Genomic DNA, 14,608 nt, shown 5'->3' on the forward strand with positions numbered 1-14,608 from the left:
TTTGGGTTCTGTCCACTTCTCTAGCGGGTAGTGACCGACGGGCGGAGTGACCTGTGCGACGGACGTCCGGACGGCGGTACCGCACCGGACGAGACGCGTGTACTCGTTCTCAATCCCACGAGCGGAACCAGCGCCCACGTCGAGCGCATCCGAACGCTCGCAGCCCAGCACGGATTCACAGTGCAGGAGACCGAGCGCGAAGGCCAGGCGATCGAGTTAGCGGCCGCTGCGGCCAGCGACGGCGCGTCAGTCGTCGCTGCGGCCGGTGGCGACGGCACGCTGAACGAAGTGGTTCGGGGTCTCGTCGCGGCCGACGCCCTCGGCGACGTCGTGTTCGGGGTCATCCCCGCGGGAACAGGCAACAACTTCGCCGGAAACGTCGGCATCGAAAGCGTCGAACACGGGTTCGACGTCATCGAGGATGGAACCGAACGGGACATCGATCTCGGGTTCGCCGGTGATCGTCCGTTCTTGAACTCCTGCATCGGTGGCCTGACCGCCCAGGCGAGCAGCGAGACGACGTCGGAACTCAAAGCGGACCTCGGCGTCGTCGCCTACGTCCTCACGATGTTCCGAACGGCCGTGGACTTCGAGGGGACGAGACTGCGCATCGAGACGGACGAGACTGCCGAGCGGGCCTGGCAGGGGACGGCCGTCCTGTTGCTCGTCGGGAACGGCCGTCGGTTTCCGTCGCGGGGACAGACGCAGGCCGACGTGGAAGACGGCCTGCTCGACGTGGCCATCATCGAGAAGAAACCGGGGTCGAACCTCGCGGGACTCGCCAGATCGACGGCGCGCGAACGGCTCCTCGGCGCTGACGCCGACCACGTCACTCGGGTGAAAACGGCTGGGCTGACCGTGCGCGTCCTGGACGACGATCCGACGACGTTCAGTCTCGACGGCGAGGAGGTGACCGCACGGGAACTGGCCATCGAGGTCAGCCCGGCCTCGCTTCGACTCCGGGTGGGCGAGGGATACGAGCCACATCCGGAGGGGTGACCGAGTCACCACGTGTCCGACGGCATGAAGCGAAGGGTGTTTGAACCCCGTCGTCAATGAAACAGGCATGAGTTCCGACGACACGTCCGGGGACGGTCTCGGTGACGACCTCCAGCACGAGAACGCTGGGCAGGACGTCATCAAGGTCGACGCCGACGACAACGCACTGGGGACCGTCAACCGACTGGACGCACACACCGGTGACGGCATCCGACACCGCGCCTTCACGAGCCTGCTGTTCGACCAGGACGACAACATCCTGCTGGCCCAGCGCAGCCCCGACAAGCGCCTCTGGGACACCCACTGGGACGGCACCGTCGCCTCCCACCCCGTCGAGGGCCAGAGCCAGGAAGATGCCACCCGACAGCGACTCGAAGAGGAACTCGGGGTCACGCCCGACCAGTACGACAATCTCCGGGTGACCGACCGCTTCGAGTACAAACGGTACTACCAGAACGAGGGCGTCGAACACGAGGTCTGTGCGGTGCTGAAGGCGACGCTGGTCGACACGACGCTCGATCCCGATCCCGAAGAGGTCGCCGGCGTCATGTGGGTCCCCTACGAGCGCCTGCACGAACACCCGCGCTGGTATCGGCAACTGCGCCTGTGTCCCTGGTTCGAGATCGCGATGCGGCGCGACTTCCAGGACTGACACCGAGCCTGATTTTCATCCCTGGTAACTGGCGGGTCGGGTTTTTGCCCCCTGACGCAGGGAATTTCCACATGGACGTCGAGACGTACGAGTCGCTCGGCGGCCAGGTCGCGCTGGTCACGGGAGCGTCCCGCGGAATCGGGGAGGCCATCGCCGCGAAGCTCTCCGGACTGGGCGCGACCGTGTACGCTGGTGCCGAAGACACCGATGAGCTCTCCTGTGACGACCAGCGGCCGCTCGAACTCGACGTCACGTCCGAGGACGACGTCGTCGAGGCGATCAACGTCATCGACGACGAGAAAGGGCGACTCGACATCCTCGTCAACAACGCCGGCGTCATGGACACCCGCGTCGCCCTGGAGGAGATGCCCACCGGCGTCATCGACCGGACGTTCTCGACGAATCTGCGCGGTCCCGTCCTCCTCACCAAGTACGCACTGCCGCTGTTGCTCCTGCGCGACGGGAGCCGCGTCGTCAACGTCTCCTCGGGGTTGGCGTCGCTGACCGGCGAGATGGGGCGCGGCATGGCAGCCTACCGCGTCTCCAAGACCGGCCTCAACGGGCTGACCGTGTATCTCGACGGCGAGTACCGCGATCAGGGACTCATCGCCAACGCGGTCTGTCCCGGCTGGACCCGCACCGACATGGGCGGCCCATACGCCGAACGGAGTCCCGAAGAAGGCGCGGAAACGCCGGTCTGGCTCGCGCGGTTCAAGCCACAGAGCCCGAGCGGTGAGTTCTGGCGCGACCAGCAGGTCATCGACTGGTAACTGTGGCTCCGATCGTCCGTCCGCAAATCGGTTTTTCGGGGGAACCACCCACAGCACTATACCGGTCGGTCAAGACTTGCCGAGCAATGAGTGAGGGTCGGGGACGGGGCACCAGCCGACGGGAAGCACTCGTCTGGCTCGCCGTGCTGTCGATCCCGCCCGGCGTCGGGATGGTCGGATTCGTCGCCGTCGCGATGGCCGGTGGAGCAGTCACCCCGGGAGCGATCGCCGCCGGAGTCGCGACGACGGGCCTCATAGCGGGCGTTCTCACTGTCGTGCTCGAATTCGGACCCGACGAGGAGACTACCGATTGACGCGTTCGATGCGACCGGTGTCGAGCCACTCCTCGTAGGTGTCCGTCAATCCCCGCGTGTCTCGCAGCCGCAACAGCGTGTGGGGGAAATCGCCCGGCAGCATCACGTCGAGCGTCGAGAGCGGCGCGTCGTCGAGGCCTCCGCTGTCGCGTCTGGACCGGACGAGCGTCGGGAACTCGCTCCCGAACGAGGGCGCGTGGCCAGCCTGGTGGACGCGGAGGACTCGCGGCGCGTTCGGACACACGTACACCTCGTCACCGAGCGTGTACCCTCGAAGGCAACGGGTCGCGAGCCAGGTCCGCAGGCCGCGCAGGAACGACCCAGACGCGGGGTCTCGGTCCGGGCTCCCGGTAGGTCCGTGATGGGCGTCGAAGGCTTTCAGATAGCGGTACCAGCCGAGTTCGTACTCGACGAGTTCGGGGCCTTGACTCCCGTCGCGCTGCTGGGAGCCTGGTCCGGGAGACGACCGCAGGACACCCAGGAGTCGGTGCCAGATCGAGAAGACGGCGATGACGACCGAACCGACCACGAGCGTGGCGACCGTGCGGACCGTCTCGCGTCCGACGGCACGATAGCCGCGCCGTTTCACGTCTCGTTTTCGTCTGGACATGACACGGCATCGAACGGTAGCCGGAATAGGTCTTGTGTTGACACGTACAGAAAGCATATATCGGTCGATTCCACACCAGCGGTCGTGCGGGCCGTTCTGTTCACGAGCGAGGAACCACTGTATCTCCCGCGGTATCTGAGACCCATCCTCGCGAGCCACGCCGATGTCATCGAGGAAGTGGTCGTTGCGCCGTTCGATACACCCACCACCGAGCAGCTTCGCGACCAACTCGGAATGTACGGATTCCGCGCAGGCACGCGGCTGGCCATGCGTTACCTCCGTGGGACGCTGTTGGACGCACTCCCCGGGCGACTGGGCTGGCAGCTGGCGGGTCGGCCCCACTCGGTCGAGGCAGTGGCGCGGCGGTACGACGTTCCGTTCGAGCGCGCGTCCGACGTGACCGACCCGGAGTTCGTCGAGCGGGTGGCGAGGCTGGACCCCGATCTGTTGCTCTCGATCGTCGCCGGGCAGCGCCTGTCGGCGGAACTGCTCGACTGTGCGACCGACGCGGTCAACCTGCACGGGTCGCTACTCCCCGCCTATCGCGGCCGGGCGACGGCGTTCTGGCCGCTGTACTACGGCGACGACCAGACCGGAGTGACGGCCCACCGGATGACCGAACAGTTCGACGCGGGGCCGATCCTCACGCGGCGACCCGTTCCGATCGAGCCGACGGACACCGTCGACTCCATCTACCGGAAACTCGCCTCGGCCGGAGCGACCCTCGCCGTCGACCTGCTCGACCGATATCCCGACTTGCCCCCGGAGACGCCGAACGAGACGAGGGCCGCCGACTACCACGGTCTGCCCGGACCGGCGGAGCGCCGCGAGTTCCGCGACCGCGGCAACGAGTTCCTCTAATCCCCGACCGAGTTGGACGTACGCTGCCCCCAACTGGTCTGTTTGCCGCAGAGACCCGACCGCATACACTCCAGTTCGGCGCTCGCTCACGTAGCGTTCGATTCCACAGCAACACACGTCGGGATGAACTGGGAACTGAACGCGGGTAACGGGCTACAAGACGACTGCCAGCCGTCAGGCGTCGTGGTGACTTGACGGATCGTCTCGCGTCTACGTACCAGTCGGTCTCCAGACAGCGTGGTTTGGTCCCGAGAATCGAGGGGTCAAGAGCGATGCCGACGTACTCACGCCATGGGACGCACTACCAAACTCAACGAGCTGCGTAGCCTGGTGGCCGAGCTCCACTACCCGCTCGACTGTGAGACCGCGAGCGAGGCGGTCGACGACGTGACGCTCCAGTTGGCCGACGGGACCAAGAACCTCGGCGCGGTCATCGCGGACTCGAACGCCGACGCCTTCGAGACCGCCGAAGAACTGGAGACGGAGGTTCGGAACCTGCTGCCTCGACGCGCCGTGGGCGAACCCTACCAGTCCGAGGGCGAAGGATAGCCGATGCCCCACGAGAGCGCCTGGCACTGTACAATCTGTGAAAGCCGTCGGGGGCGATCGGGCCCTCGTCGAGGCGCGTGACGGCACGGGGACCTACGCAGTCAAGCCGAGTCAGGTGGATCGCGACCGCGGACGCGCGACCCGCAGCGAGTGACTCAGTCCAGCAGCGACACCAGGTCACCGACGTCGTGGTCGTGGAGCCGCTCGACGACGTCTTCGACGTCCTGAACGCGCTCGTCGTTGTACCGCGTGGCAGCCAGCCGTTCGTATTTCGTCTCGATCTGTCCCCAGTCCATCGGCTGGGTCGGATGGCCCTGGAAGGCGTCCTTCTCGATCTCGACGGTCGTCCCGTCGTCGAGGACGACCTGGAGGACGGCCGGCATCTCGCCGTTCTCGAACCGCTCGGTGAGTTCCCCGTTTTCCTCGACGTCGACGACTCGGAGGAGGCGCTGGACGTCCGCTCGCTGGATGCGGTCGCGGTCGTACTGCCTGCTGGTCATCTCGCGGTCGACGAGCGCGGCTGCGAGCATGTAGGGCAGCGAGTGGTCCGCCTGGGCTTTGGTCTCGACCTCGTAGCGGCTTCCCTCGCCGCCGCCGATGATGAGTTTCGCGCCGTGGAAGGTTTCGAGGTGGATCGCCTCGACGTCGTCGGGGTCGAGGTCGGTCTCCACGGCGATCTCGATGATGCCTTCGACGGCAGATTGGGCGTACGTCTCGGCGACGTACCGCTTGGTCATGGTGTCGAACACGTGGCCACAGCCGGGATCGAGGTTCACCTCGAAGTCGCCGGCGACGACCTGTTTCCAGCCTTTCTGGCCCTCGAAGAGGTTGGTCGGCCCCTCCATGCCGTTGCGGGCGAGCAGACAGGCGTAGACGGCGTTGCGGGCGGCGTTGGCGCTGGCGATTCCTTTCCACTCGTTGATACCGCCGGTCCTGGTGACCCGGAGCGCGTTGTGGGCCGTGCCGGCGATCCCGATGGCGTTGCGGAGTTGGTCGCGGTCGAGGCCGAGCACCTTCCCCGCGCCACAGGCGGCCGAGACGACGGTGTGGGTGACGTGGTCGAACCCTCTGTCACGGACGGGGGCGTTCCAGGCGAGTTCGCCCTGGACCTCGTAGGCCACGCCGATCCCCTCCAGAAGGTCCTGGCCCGAGGCGTCGACGACCTCGCCACAGGCGACGACGCTGGCGACGTTGTCGCTGGGGTGTGGCGTCTCCCCGGGCGCGAGAAACGAGTCCATGTAATCGAGATAGCGGGTGAGCGCCGTGTTGTGCATGGCTGCCTGCGGCGGTGAGGCAGTTCCGCTTCGACCCCAGAGCCGACACGGCCCGTCTTCGTCGAGGTCGAGCACCGTCTCGGCGACGACGTCGACCGGGTCCGCACCGAGCGCCCCGATGGCGATCCCGACCGAATCGAGGACGCGTTTCTCCAGTTCGGTCACTGCCTCGTCGCTGAAGTCGTCGTACGTGACCGACGCCACGAAATCGGCCAGTTCTGCCGTCGTTGTCATGCACCCCCATACTACGAAGCGTCCCAAAAGGCTCCTTGCAGGTTGGTCAGCCGGTACTCGGCGTGCAGCGCCGGGTTCGCGGGGTTTTCAGTCGGTCGGCCGGTGATCGGGCGTCGCCGATTGCGAGTTCACGATTCCGTCGACCGTTGCTGACTCGGACGCATCGGCCGCGTCCGACGGCCCGGACCCGGCGTCGTCGGAGACGCGCGGGAGTTGCAACCTGACGGTAGTGCCGTCGTCGTCGTTCTCGAAGGCCAGACGGCCGCCGAACTGTTCGGCGACCCAGTTGACGACCCAGAGGCCGACGCCGCTCCCGTGTCGAAGCGCCGTCTCTTTGCCCTCCGTAAGCACTTCCAGCTCGTGGTCTTCGATGCCGGGACCGTCGTCGCTGATCTCGAGGACGGCGAACTGATCGCCCGGGTAGCCGACGACGGAGACGACCGGCTGGCCGTCGTTGTGTTCGATGGCGTTGACCAGGAGTTCGTGGATCGCCACCGCGACGGCCAGGCCAACGCTGACGTCGAGGTCCGACGGGACGTCGACCGTGACGCTGGCCTGGGGGTACGTCTCGCGGATCTGTTCGACCTGCTCGACGACCGTCGCTTCGAGATTCAGTTCCACCCGTTCGGGGTCGTCGAGCAGCCGCGCGGCCTGGCCGACCTTGTCGCTTCGCGCCGTGATCTGGGTGGCAGTCGATTCGATCTGGTCGATCCGCTCGAGGAGGTCGCTGTCGGTGAGTTCGTGCTCGAGGAGTTCGGCGTTGCCGGCGATGACGTTCATCTCGTTGCGGAGGTTGTGTCTGAGTAGTCGGTTGAGAACGTCCAGTCGCTGGCGTTGTTGCCGTTGCTCCGTAACGTCCCGGAGGCTCACCAGTCGCCCGGCAACCATCCCTCGCGCTCGGTTGAGCGGGGAGACGCGCACGTCGTAGTACCGGACGCCGTCACCGCTTTCGAGGGACAGTTCCGTCTGCGTTCGCCCTTCCGTCGCCGAGTCGAGCAGTGTCGCGACCGCCGGCAGCACGTCGTCGATCGGCTGGCCGATCGCCTCGTCTTCCGGACGGTCGAGTAGCTCCGCGGCCGCCGGGTTCAGATCGGCGATCCGATCGTTCTCGTCCGTGACGATGACCCGGTCGTCCATGTTCTCCAGAATCTCGTCGCGGGCCACGTCGCGTGCGACGGGGACGATCTCCAGTAACTGTCGCCGGAGGATCGTCGCCGCGATGAGGAACCCAGTGAGCAGGAAGCCGACGTTCGTCGGATCGAGCCCGGCGGGGAACAGACCGAACGTGTAGAGGACGTTCCCGAGCACGGGGACGGAGCCAGCGACGAGCAGCGCCGTCGCCTGTGCTCGGTACAGCCCTTCGGCGAGGAGAATGACGCGCAACAGGAGCGCACCGGCGACGAGTATCGTCACGTAGGAGTAAATGATGTGGACGTAGTACGCGGGCCCGAAGGTCTCGGTGATTACCCGGAACCCGTTGATCGTCGTCACGCCGAGTCCTCTTCGGACGAGGTCGGGAACGAGCCAGACGGCGGCCGCGTTCATCGCCGGCTCGACGAGCAACGCGCCGAGCGACCACGACCGCAACCACTCCTCGTTGCCGGTGTATTCGAGCACCAGCAACAGAAAGGAAAGCGGAACGAGCCCGGAGATCGCGAGCTCCATCTTCGTCCAGAACACCATCCCCGCCAGATCGGCGTGAGCGAGGTTCATGCCCTCGGCGAACGACCAGACGCTCGCGCTGATCATGAACAGCGCCAGCGGACGCGCACCGGTCCGGTCACGGTGGAAGAAGGCGAACAGCGCGACCCCGAGACCCACGACTGCGGAGAGAAACACCGGCGCCGTGTACGGGGTGTACTGGAGGGCCATCTACTGTCCGTAGTAAACCATAACGAGCTGTCACGAATAAGGATTCGGGCCGGAATCCCGAGCCTGAGAACGGAAAGCCCGAACGTGTCCAGCAGTCAGGCCAGCAGTTATCGAGCGCGAGAACGCACGGCGGACCAGACTGCGATGGTTCCGAGCAGGAACGCGGGGACCAGTGGCAAGACGAGATACGTGTGTTGCAGGCCGAGGCCGAGGCTGGCGACGGCCTCCTGGACCGTGGGGAGCACGTACAGCATCCCGGGAACGACGAGGAACGCCAGCACGACGGCTCCGACGAGCAGCCAGCCGCGCCAGTCGAACTCCGCGTCGGTCTCCGCCGGGGTGTTCCGCGGGTATTCGTCGCGTCGGTCGGGTCCATCGTCGTCGCTGTCGGCGTCGGACGAGTCGGCGGCCGTCCGACCGGCACCCGGTTCGTGGACGTATGTATCGTCGGTCACGGTCGTCAGAGTTCGCTGTCGGGGACGACGACAACTTTGCCGAAGCCCTCGCGGTTTTCGAGCATCTCGTGTGCGCGATCGATCTCGCTCATCGGCAGCACGTCGCGGACGCGGGGTTCCATGTGGCCCTCCCAGACGAGTTCGAGCACGTCGTCGACCTCGCCGGGCGTGCCCATCGTCGAGCCGAGCACGTCGAGCTGGTTCCAGAAGATGCGGTTGATGTCGGTCTCGGGGTTCGGGCCGGTCGTCGCGCCGCAGGTGACGACGCGGCCGCCCTTCGCGAGGCTCGCCAGCGACTGCTGCCAGGTCGCGGCCCCGACGTGGTCGACGACGACGTCGACGCCGCGCTTGCCCGTGATGTCGCTGACCTCGTCGGCGAAGTCGTCCGTCTCGTAGTTGATGACCTCGTCGGCACCGAGTTCGCGCGCGTAGTCGAGCTTCTCCTCGCTGCTGGCGGTCGCGTACACCTCGGCGCCGGCGTACTTCGCGATCTGGAGTGCGGCGTGGCCGACGCCTCCGCTGGCACCGAGCACGAGCACGGTCTCGCCGGGCTGGAGCTCTGCTCGCGTCATCAGCATCCGCCAGGCGGTCTGGAAGACCAGCGACGACGAGCCTGCGACCTGCCAGTCGACGTGATCGGGGACGGGGACGAGATTGTCCGCGGGCACGGCTGCCTGTTCGGCGTGGACGCCACGGACGTGCTCGCCGAGGATGTGGTAGTTGACACACAGCGTCGGGTCGCCGTCGCGGCAGAACTCGCAGTGGCCACACGAGACGCCGGCGGAGACGGCCACGTGGTCGCCCGGTTCGAACCGCTGGACCTCGTCGCCGACTTCCGTGACGACGCCGGCGGCGTCACTCCCCGGGATGTGTGGCATCTCCAGGTTGATCCCAGGCAGTCCGCGCCGAGTCCAGACGTCGAGGTGGTTCAACGCAGCCGCCTTCACGTCTACGAGGACCTCATCCTCGGCCGGATCTGGGTCCGGGAACTCGCCGTACTCTAAGACGTCGGTGTCGCCGTGTTCCGAGAATTGGACTGCCTGCATACCAGGGGTGTTCGCGCGCGCGTGCAAAACGCTGGCGAATCTCGTGGGTTGCGTCCGCAGCCGTGGCGGAAAATAGGAGGCCGCGTACGGGGACGCCTGGACGGAGTGCAGTTCGAGCGACCCGCGCCGGGGGACGGTTTACAAGCACGGCAGCGTAAGTCACCGCATGGTCGACTTCCAGTCACGCGACACCCGATTTAGCGACGACGACGATGGCGGCGCGGACGAACCGGAGGAGCAAACAGACGACGAGACGCCCGAATCCACCGACCTCAGCCACGACCACGGCCACGACCACACGGACCACGAGCATCACGCACACGACGTGGAGACCCTGGGCGTCGGCATCGTGACGATCTCGTCGACGCGAACGCGAGACGACGACCCTGCAGGCGACGTGATCCAGGCAGCCATCGAGGACGCAGGCCACGAGGTGGCGGTACGGGACGTCGTTCGCGACAACTACGACGGCATCCAGAACGCACTGGACGCGCTGGTCGGCCGCAGTGACGTCGACCTCGTCGTCACGAGCGGCGGTACCGGCGTCACCCCCGACGACGTGACCGTCGAAGCCGCGGAGCCGCTGTTCGACAAGGGCCTCCCGGGCTTCGGCGAGCTGTTGCGACTGCTCTCCTACGAGACGGTCGGCACGAAAGCCATCTGCACCCGTGCGACCGCCGGCATCGCCGACGGCGTCCCCGTGTTCTGTCTCCCGGGGAGCGAGAACGCCGCCAAACTCGGCATCGAGAAGATCGTCGTCCCCGAAGCAGGTCACCTCGTCGGCCTCGCGACCCGCGAGTGAGCGGCTCTCTTGCCGGGGGCTGTCTCATCAGCCGGGAGCACCAGTGACGCACTCCCCGAGCGAGCGCTGGTGGCTGAACCCACACCCGCTCCCCGGGACGTGAGTGAGCGTCGTCCGGAGTCCGCCCGCAGCCGCCCGTTGTATCATGAGTGACGAGCCCTCGTTCACGGTGACAGTCGTCGTGGTCGAGTCGGCGTTGCCAGCAGCGTCGGTCACGGTCACCCGCGGCGTGTAGGTCCGGGCTCTCTCGTACGTGGTCGTGATCGTCGGCGTCGTCGTGTTGCGCTCGGTGACGCCGTCGCCGTCGACGTCCCACTGGTACGAGACGACGCCAGTGTCGTCAGTGGCATTGGCCGCCGACAGCGTCACTCGCTGGGAGACGCCGATAGTCGAGCGGTTCGTCGAGATGGAGGCCGTCGGCGGCGTCCGGTCGCAGCCACCGGGCCGAATCGTGACGGGTTCGTCCAGAGCGAGCGTAGCGACCGGCCACCCACCGCCCGAGAGCAGCTGCCAGGAGTCGATCCGTCCCCCCTCGCTCCTGGGCTGCCACGTTCCCCACAGCGCGGCCTCCTCGTTGAACGACGGCTTGATGGTGATGCCCGACTGCCCGGCGGCGCCGAGTCCGCGGAACGCTGCACCGTCGGTCCGCTCGTCCTGCCAGACCCAGTCGATCGTGCTCCGCGAGCCACGGTGGGCGAAGTTGTCGTCACGGCCGGTGTAGTGGTCGTCCTCGACGGCCCACGTCCCAGCGGCGGGCAGCCCGGTGATCGTAAACGAGACGGCACCGCCGCCGGATTCGTCGTACTGGTCGTGGAGGATCACCAGGCTGTCGCCGTTCGCACCGTCGTAGACGAACAGTCGGCTCTCCTGGTTTTGCTGAATACGTCGCGTCCCCGCAGAGCTGAAGCTGAAGTTCGGGCTGTAGTCGTAGAACTGCGAGACCGTCTGTGACCCGTCGCCCAGCGCCGTCACCTCGTAACAGGTCCCGTTCTGTGAGACCGCGTAGATCCCGTCGGCCGCCGGTGATGCGACGTCACCATGAGTTGGCGAACTCTCTATCCCCCTGACGGGAACAGGGACGACCCCGGCAGTCGTGACTGCCGCAACCACCACCGCCGTCAGGGCGAGAGTGCGGAGTTCGAGCGCGAGGCCGAAGCGGCCCATCACGCGACACCATCCACGGGCGTGTCACTGTGCGGAGTGCCCAGCATGCTACTCACCCCTCTGTTCGACGGAGTGGGTCATTGTTATCCGAGCGTTTTGGCGGTAAGCAGCCGCTTCCAGTCGGCGTCGCCGATCGAAAAAAGAGACGCGTCGCGGGCAGTCCTCAGCGCTGACGGGTCAGCGCCGCCACGGAGAGCACCAGCGCGACCAGGCCACCGAGAACACCGAATCCTGGCCCGTCGGAACTCGTCGTGGACGCCTCAGTGACAGTGGCCGTGTTCGCGGACGCCCCGTCGTCGTCGGCCGGCTCTGAGGGAGTCGGTTCCGGCGACGTCTGCGCGGTCGTCGTCTGTCCGTCCGAGTCGCTGTCGGACGAGTCCTCGCCCGGATCGGGGCTCGTGATGACTTCGTCGTCGCGGACGACGAACGATTTACTCTGGTTGCCGATGAGCGCACGGTACTGTCCGGGGTCCTCGAACACCAGTGCCGACGACGTGACCGACCCCTGGCCGCTGGCGACGGGAATCTCGGTCTCGTTGACGACAGTCGCGTTGACACCGTCTTCGCCAGTCCTGACGACAGTCAGGTTGAGGCTGTACCCGTCGGGGAGCTCGTCGGTGTCTGAGAGCCAGACGGTCGCCGAGACGGGATCGCCCGTCGTCACCGAGGTCGTGTTCATCTGGACGAGCAGCGGCGTGGGGCGCGTCTCCGTCTCCTCGTAGAAGTTCACCGAGGACTGGGTGATTCCGGCCATCGGCCCACCGTCCGAGTCTCCGTAATTGACGTCCGACCCATCAGAATCGTCAGAGCCGTCGTTGCCGTCGTCGCCGTCGTTGCCATCGTTCCCGTCGTCGCCGTCGTCGCCATCGTTGCCATCGTTCCCGTCGTTGCCGTCGTCGCCGTCGTTGCCGTCCTTCGCGACGACCTGGAACGTCTTTGTCAGTTCGTTGGCGTTGCCAGCGCTGTCCCTGATGTCCAACGTGACGCTGTGCGTGCCGGTGGTCGTGAAGGTCTCTTCGAACGACCGGCCGTCGGGGCCTTCCACGCCGTCGACGTACCAGCAGACGTGTTCGATCTCGCTTTCGTCCGAGATGTTCGTCGCACGAACGGTGATTGACTCGTCGACGACCACTGGGTCGGGCACCACGATGGTCGCAGTCGGCGGCTCCGTGTCAGCGCCGTCCGAGCCGTTGCCACCGTCCGATTCGCCTGTCACCGACACGGTCGCAGTCGCCGCGTCGGTCTGTCCGTCGGCGTCGGTGACCGTCACTTCCGCCGTGTACTCGCCGGCAGCTTCGTACGCGTGCGTGACGGTCGGATCGTTCGTCCTGTCGTCGACGTAGCCGTCACCGTCGAAGTCCCACGCGTAGGTGTCGATGCCGCTGTCGTCCTCGCTCCCGCCCGCGTCGAAGCTGACCGCCTCGTTGACCGCCGCGTCCGACGGCGACGCCGTGAGCGAGGCCGTCGGCGGGTCGTTCTCGTCCGATTCGTTGGTCACGGTCACTGCTGCGCTCGCCGTGGCGGTCTGTCCGTCTGCGTCGGTGACCGTCACGGTCGCAGTGTAGTCGCCCGCGGTCTCGTAGGCGTGCGTGACGGTCGAACTCTGTGTGGTTTCGTCGATAGTACCGTCGTCGTCGAAGTCCCAGGCGTACTCGGTGATGCCCTCGTCGTCCTGGCTGCCGCTCGCGTTGAAGGACACCGATTGACCGGGCGCCGCGTTCGACGGCGACGCCGTGAGCGAGGCCGACGGCGGCTCACTCACGTCCTCGGTCACGGACACGGACGCGGTCGCCGTGTCAGTGTTGCCGTCGGCGTCGGTGACCGTCACTTCCGCCGTGTACTCGCCGGCCGCGCCGTAGGTGTACTCGACGTTCGAGTCCTGAGTCGTCCGGTCGGTGCTGCCGTCGCCGTCGAAGTCCCAGGCGTACTCGGTGATGCTGGCGTCGTCGCTGCTTCCGCTCGCGTCGAAGCTGACCGATTCGTTCACTGCTGGGTTCGATGGCGACGCCGAGAGCGATGCGGTCGGCGCGGTCCCACCACAGGGTCCGCGCGTGATGGTGACGTCCTGATCCATCTGCAACGTCCGGTTCTCGCCGTCGGCGGTGTACAGCCGCCAGGCTTCGGTTCTGTTCTGACCACCGGACCAATTCCAGTCTCCCCAGTGGTTCGCCTCCTCGTTGAACTCGGGATCGATCGTGAGTTGCAGGTCGTCAGTGGTCGTGAGCCCGCGGAACGCGCCGCCATCGGTTCGGTCTCGTTTCCACTTCCAATCGACGTGCGCGGTGGTCCCGCCAGTATTCCAGTCGTCGTCGGTGTTCTCGCCGTAGTAGTCGTCCTGCACCACCCAGTCCCCGCCGCTGGGCAGGCCGGAGAAGTTCATGGTGATCGTGCTCCCGTACGGCGCCACGCCGTGTTCGTCGTGAACGAGACCGAGACTGTAGCGATCGTTCGTGCCGTGGTAAATGAAGAGGGAACTCTCCTGATTTTCCTGTACCGCAGTGGTGTTGATCGAGCTGTAATCAGTTTCCCGTCCCTGGTAGTTGAAATAGTCATCCACGGTTTCGGTCCCGTCCCCGAGCGGCGTGACCTCGTAACACTGGTCACCCTGCCTGACGGCGAACGTTTCGTGCGACCCGTTGCCGTCGTGCTGCAGCGCGGTCGCCTGGGCAGTGGCCGACGAGCTCGCACTGACAGGGCCGGCCATGGCGACGAGCGACCCCACCACGAGCACGACCAGTGCGAGACTCCGGACGCGGTGGCGCGTCCCGCTCATGCGAGTTCGCCCCCAGTCCCGGTCGATTGAGTCACTCGCACGCGACCCGAAGACGGGCGGACCCGTCCCGGCGTGGCCACCCCCTCGGGCCATCGATGTGATCTCACGCTGACCATCGGATTACGAGCAGGTAATCCAGTCATGTAGTTCGGTCAGAGCGTCCACGTTCTGTCCCATTGTTATAGACAGTCTGCGGGTCGCGTTCGATTGGTTGCGGAAAGGCTCGACTACGG

General features: G+C 66.3%; 14 protein-coding genes. 7 read left to right on the plus strand and 7 right to left on the minus strand.

Features of this window, described 5'->3' with window-relative positions; translation table 11 throughout:
- The first annotated feature begins 30 nt into the window (after positions 1–30).
- The 4 genes from ACFR9U_RS01585 (at position 31) to ACFR9U_RS01600 (ending at position 2,735) form a co-directional block, all read left to right on the plus strand.
- Complete coding sequence (locus tag ACFR9U_RS01585) at positions 31–999, plus strand: diacylglycerol/lipid kinase family protein (protein ID WP_247377369.1); 969 nt, start codon at positions 31–33, stop codon at positions 997–999.
- Positions 1,000–1,066: 67 nt separating this feature from the next.
- Complete coding sequence (idi, locus tag ACFR9U_RS01590; protein ID WP_247377366.1) at positions 1,067–1,651, plus strand: isopentenyl-diphosphate Delta-isomerase; 585 nt, start codon at positions 1,067–1,069, stop codon at positions 1,649–1,651.
- A 71-nt stretch (positions 1,652–1,722) separates the two neighbouring features.
- Positions 1,723–2,421, plus strand: a complete 699-nt coding sequence (locus ACFR9U_RS01595) for an SDR family NAD(P)-dependent oxidoreductase (RefSeq protein WP_247377364.1) — start codon at positions 1,723–1,725, stop codon at positions 2,419–2,421.
- A gap of 86 nt (positions 2,422–2,507) precedes the next feature.
- Positions 2,508–2,735, plus strand: coding sequence for a hypothetical protein (locus ACFR9U_RS01600; protein ID WP_247377362.1), 228 nt, complete (start codon positions 2,508–2,510; stop codon positions 2,733–2,735).
- Here ACFR9U_RS01600 and ACFR9U_RS01605 read toward each other — a convergent pair.
- A complete protein-coding gene (locus ACFR9U_RS01605) occupies positions 2,725–3,345 on the minus strand; it encodes a hypothetical protein (RefSeq protein ID WP_247377360.1) in 621 nt (206 codons plus the stop codon). The two genes, ACFR9U_RS01600 and ACFR9U_RS01605, sit on opposite strands and share 11 nt — an antisense overlap.
- Before the next feature lie 84 nt (positions 3,346–3,429).
- Between ACFR9U_RS01605 and ACFR9U_RS01610 the strand changes: the two genes are divergently transcribed.
- Together ACFR9U_RS01610 and ACFR9U_RS01615 are read left to right on the plus strand one after the other, a co-directional pair.
- The gene (locus ACFR9U_RS01610; RefSeq protein ID WP_247377358.1) at positions 3,430–4,206 is read left to right on the plus strand and encodes a methionyl-tRNA formyltransferase; all 777 of its coding nucleotides are present in this window, start codon (positions 3,430–3,432) and stop codon (positions 4,204–4,206) included.
- Between the two features lie 291 nt (positions 4,207–4,497).
- Positions 4,498–4,755: a DUF5789 family protein gene (locus tag ACFR9U_RS01615; RefSeq protein ID WP_247377356.1), complete on the plus strand. Its 258-nt coding sequence runs from the start codon at positions 4,498–4,500 to the stop codon at positions 4,753–4,755.
- A 155-nt stretch (positions 4,756–4,910) separates the two neighbouring features.
- Here the strand turns inward: ACFR9U_RS01615 and ACFR9U_RS01620 are convergent, their stop codons facing one another.
- The 4 genes from ACFR9U_RS01620 to ACFR9U_RS01635 form a co-directional block, all read right to left on the minus strand.
- On the minus strand, positions 4,911–6,263 hold the full coding sequence (locus tag ACFR9U_RS01620) for an MmgE/PrpD family protein (RefSeq protein WP_247377354.1): 1,353 nt from the start codon (positions 6,261–6,263) through the stop codon (positions 4,911–4,913).
- 87 nt (positions 6,264–6,350) lie between these two features.
- Positions 6,351–8,135, minus strand: coding sequence for a histidine kinase N-terminal 7TM domain-containing protein (locus tag ACFR9U_RS01625; protein ID WP_247377351.1), 1,785 nt, complete (start codon positions 8,133–8,135; stop codon positions 6,351–6,353).
- A gap of 107 nt (positions 8,136–8,242) precedes the next feature.
- Positions 8,243–8,590, minus strand: coding sequence for a hypothetical protein (locus ACFR9U_RS01630; RefSeq protein ID WP_247377349.1), 348 nt, complete (start codon positions 8,588–8,590; stop codon positions 8,243–8,245).
- A gap of 5 nt (positions 8,591–8,595) precedes the next feature.
- On the minus strand, positions 8,596–9,636 hold the full coding sequence (locus ACFR9U_RS01635; RefSeq protein ID WP_247377347.1) for a zinc-binding dehydrogenase: 1,041 nt from the start codon (positions 9,634–9,636) through the stop codon (positions 8,596–8,598).
- 166 nt (positions 9,637–9,802) lie between these two features.
- Between ACFR9U_RS01635 and ACFR9U_RS01640 the strand changes: the two genes are divergently transcribed.
- A complete protein-coding gene (locus tag ACFR9U_RS01640) occupies positions 9,803–10,438 on the plus strand; it encodes a MogA/MoaB family molybdenum cofactor biosynthesis protein (RefSeq protein ID WP_247377345.1) in 636 nt (211 codons plus the stop codon).
- Between the two features lie 27 nt (positions 10,439–10,465).
- Here the strand turns inward: ACFR9U_RS01640 and ACFR9U_RS01645 are convergent, their stop codons facing one another.
- A complete protein-coding gene (locus ACFR9U_RS01645) occupies positions 10,466–11,602 on the minus strand; it encodes a PKD domain-containing protein (RefSeq protein WP_247377343.1) in 1,137 nt (378 codons plus the stop codon).
- Positions 11,603–11,765: 163 nt separating this feature from the next.
- Positions 11,766–14,375 (minus strand): PKD domain-containing protein, encoded by a 2,610-nt coding sequence (locus tag ACFR9U_RS01650; RefSeq protein WP_247377341.1) that lies wholly within the window; start codon positions 14,373–14,375, stop codon positions 11,766–11,768.
- Positions 14,376–14,608: the final 233 nt, after the last annotated feature.

This window comes from Halorientalis brevis (assembly GCF_042678165.1).
GTDB lineage: Archaea > Halobacteriota > Halobacteria > Halobacteriales > Haloarculaceae > Halorientalis > Halorientalis brevis.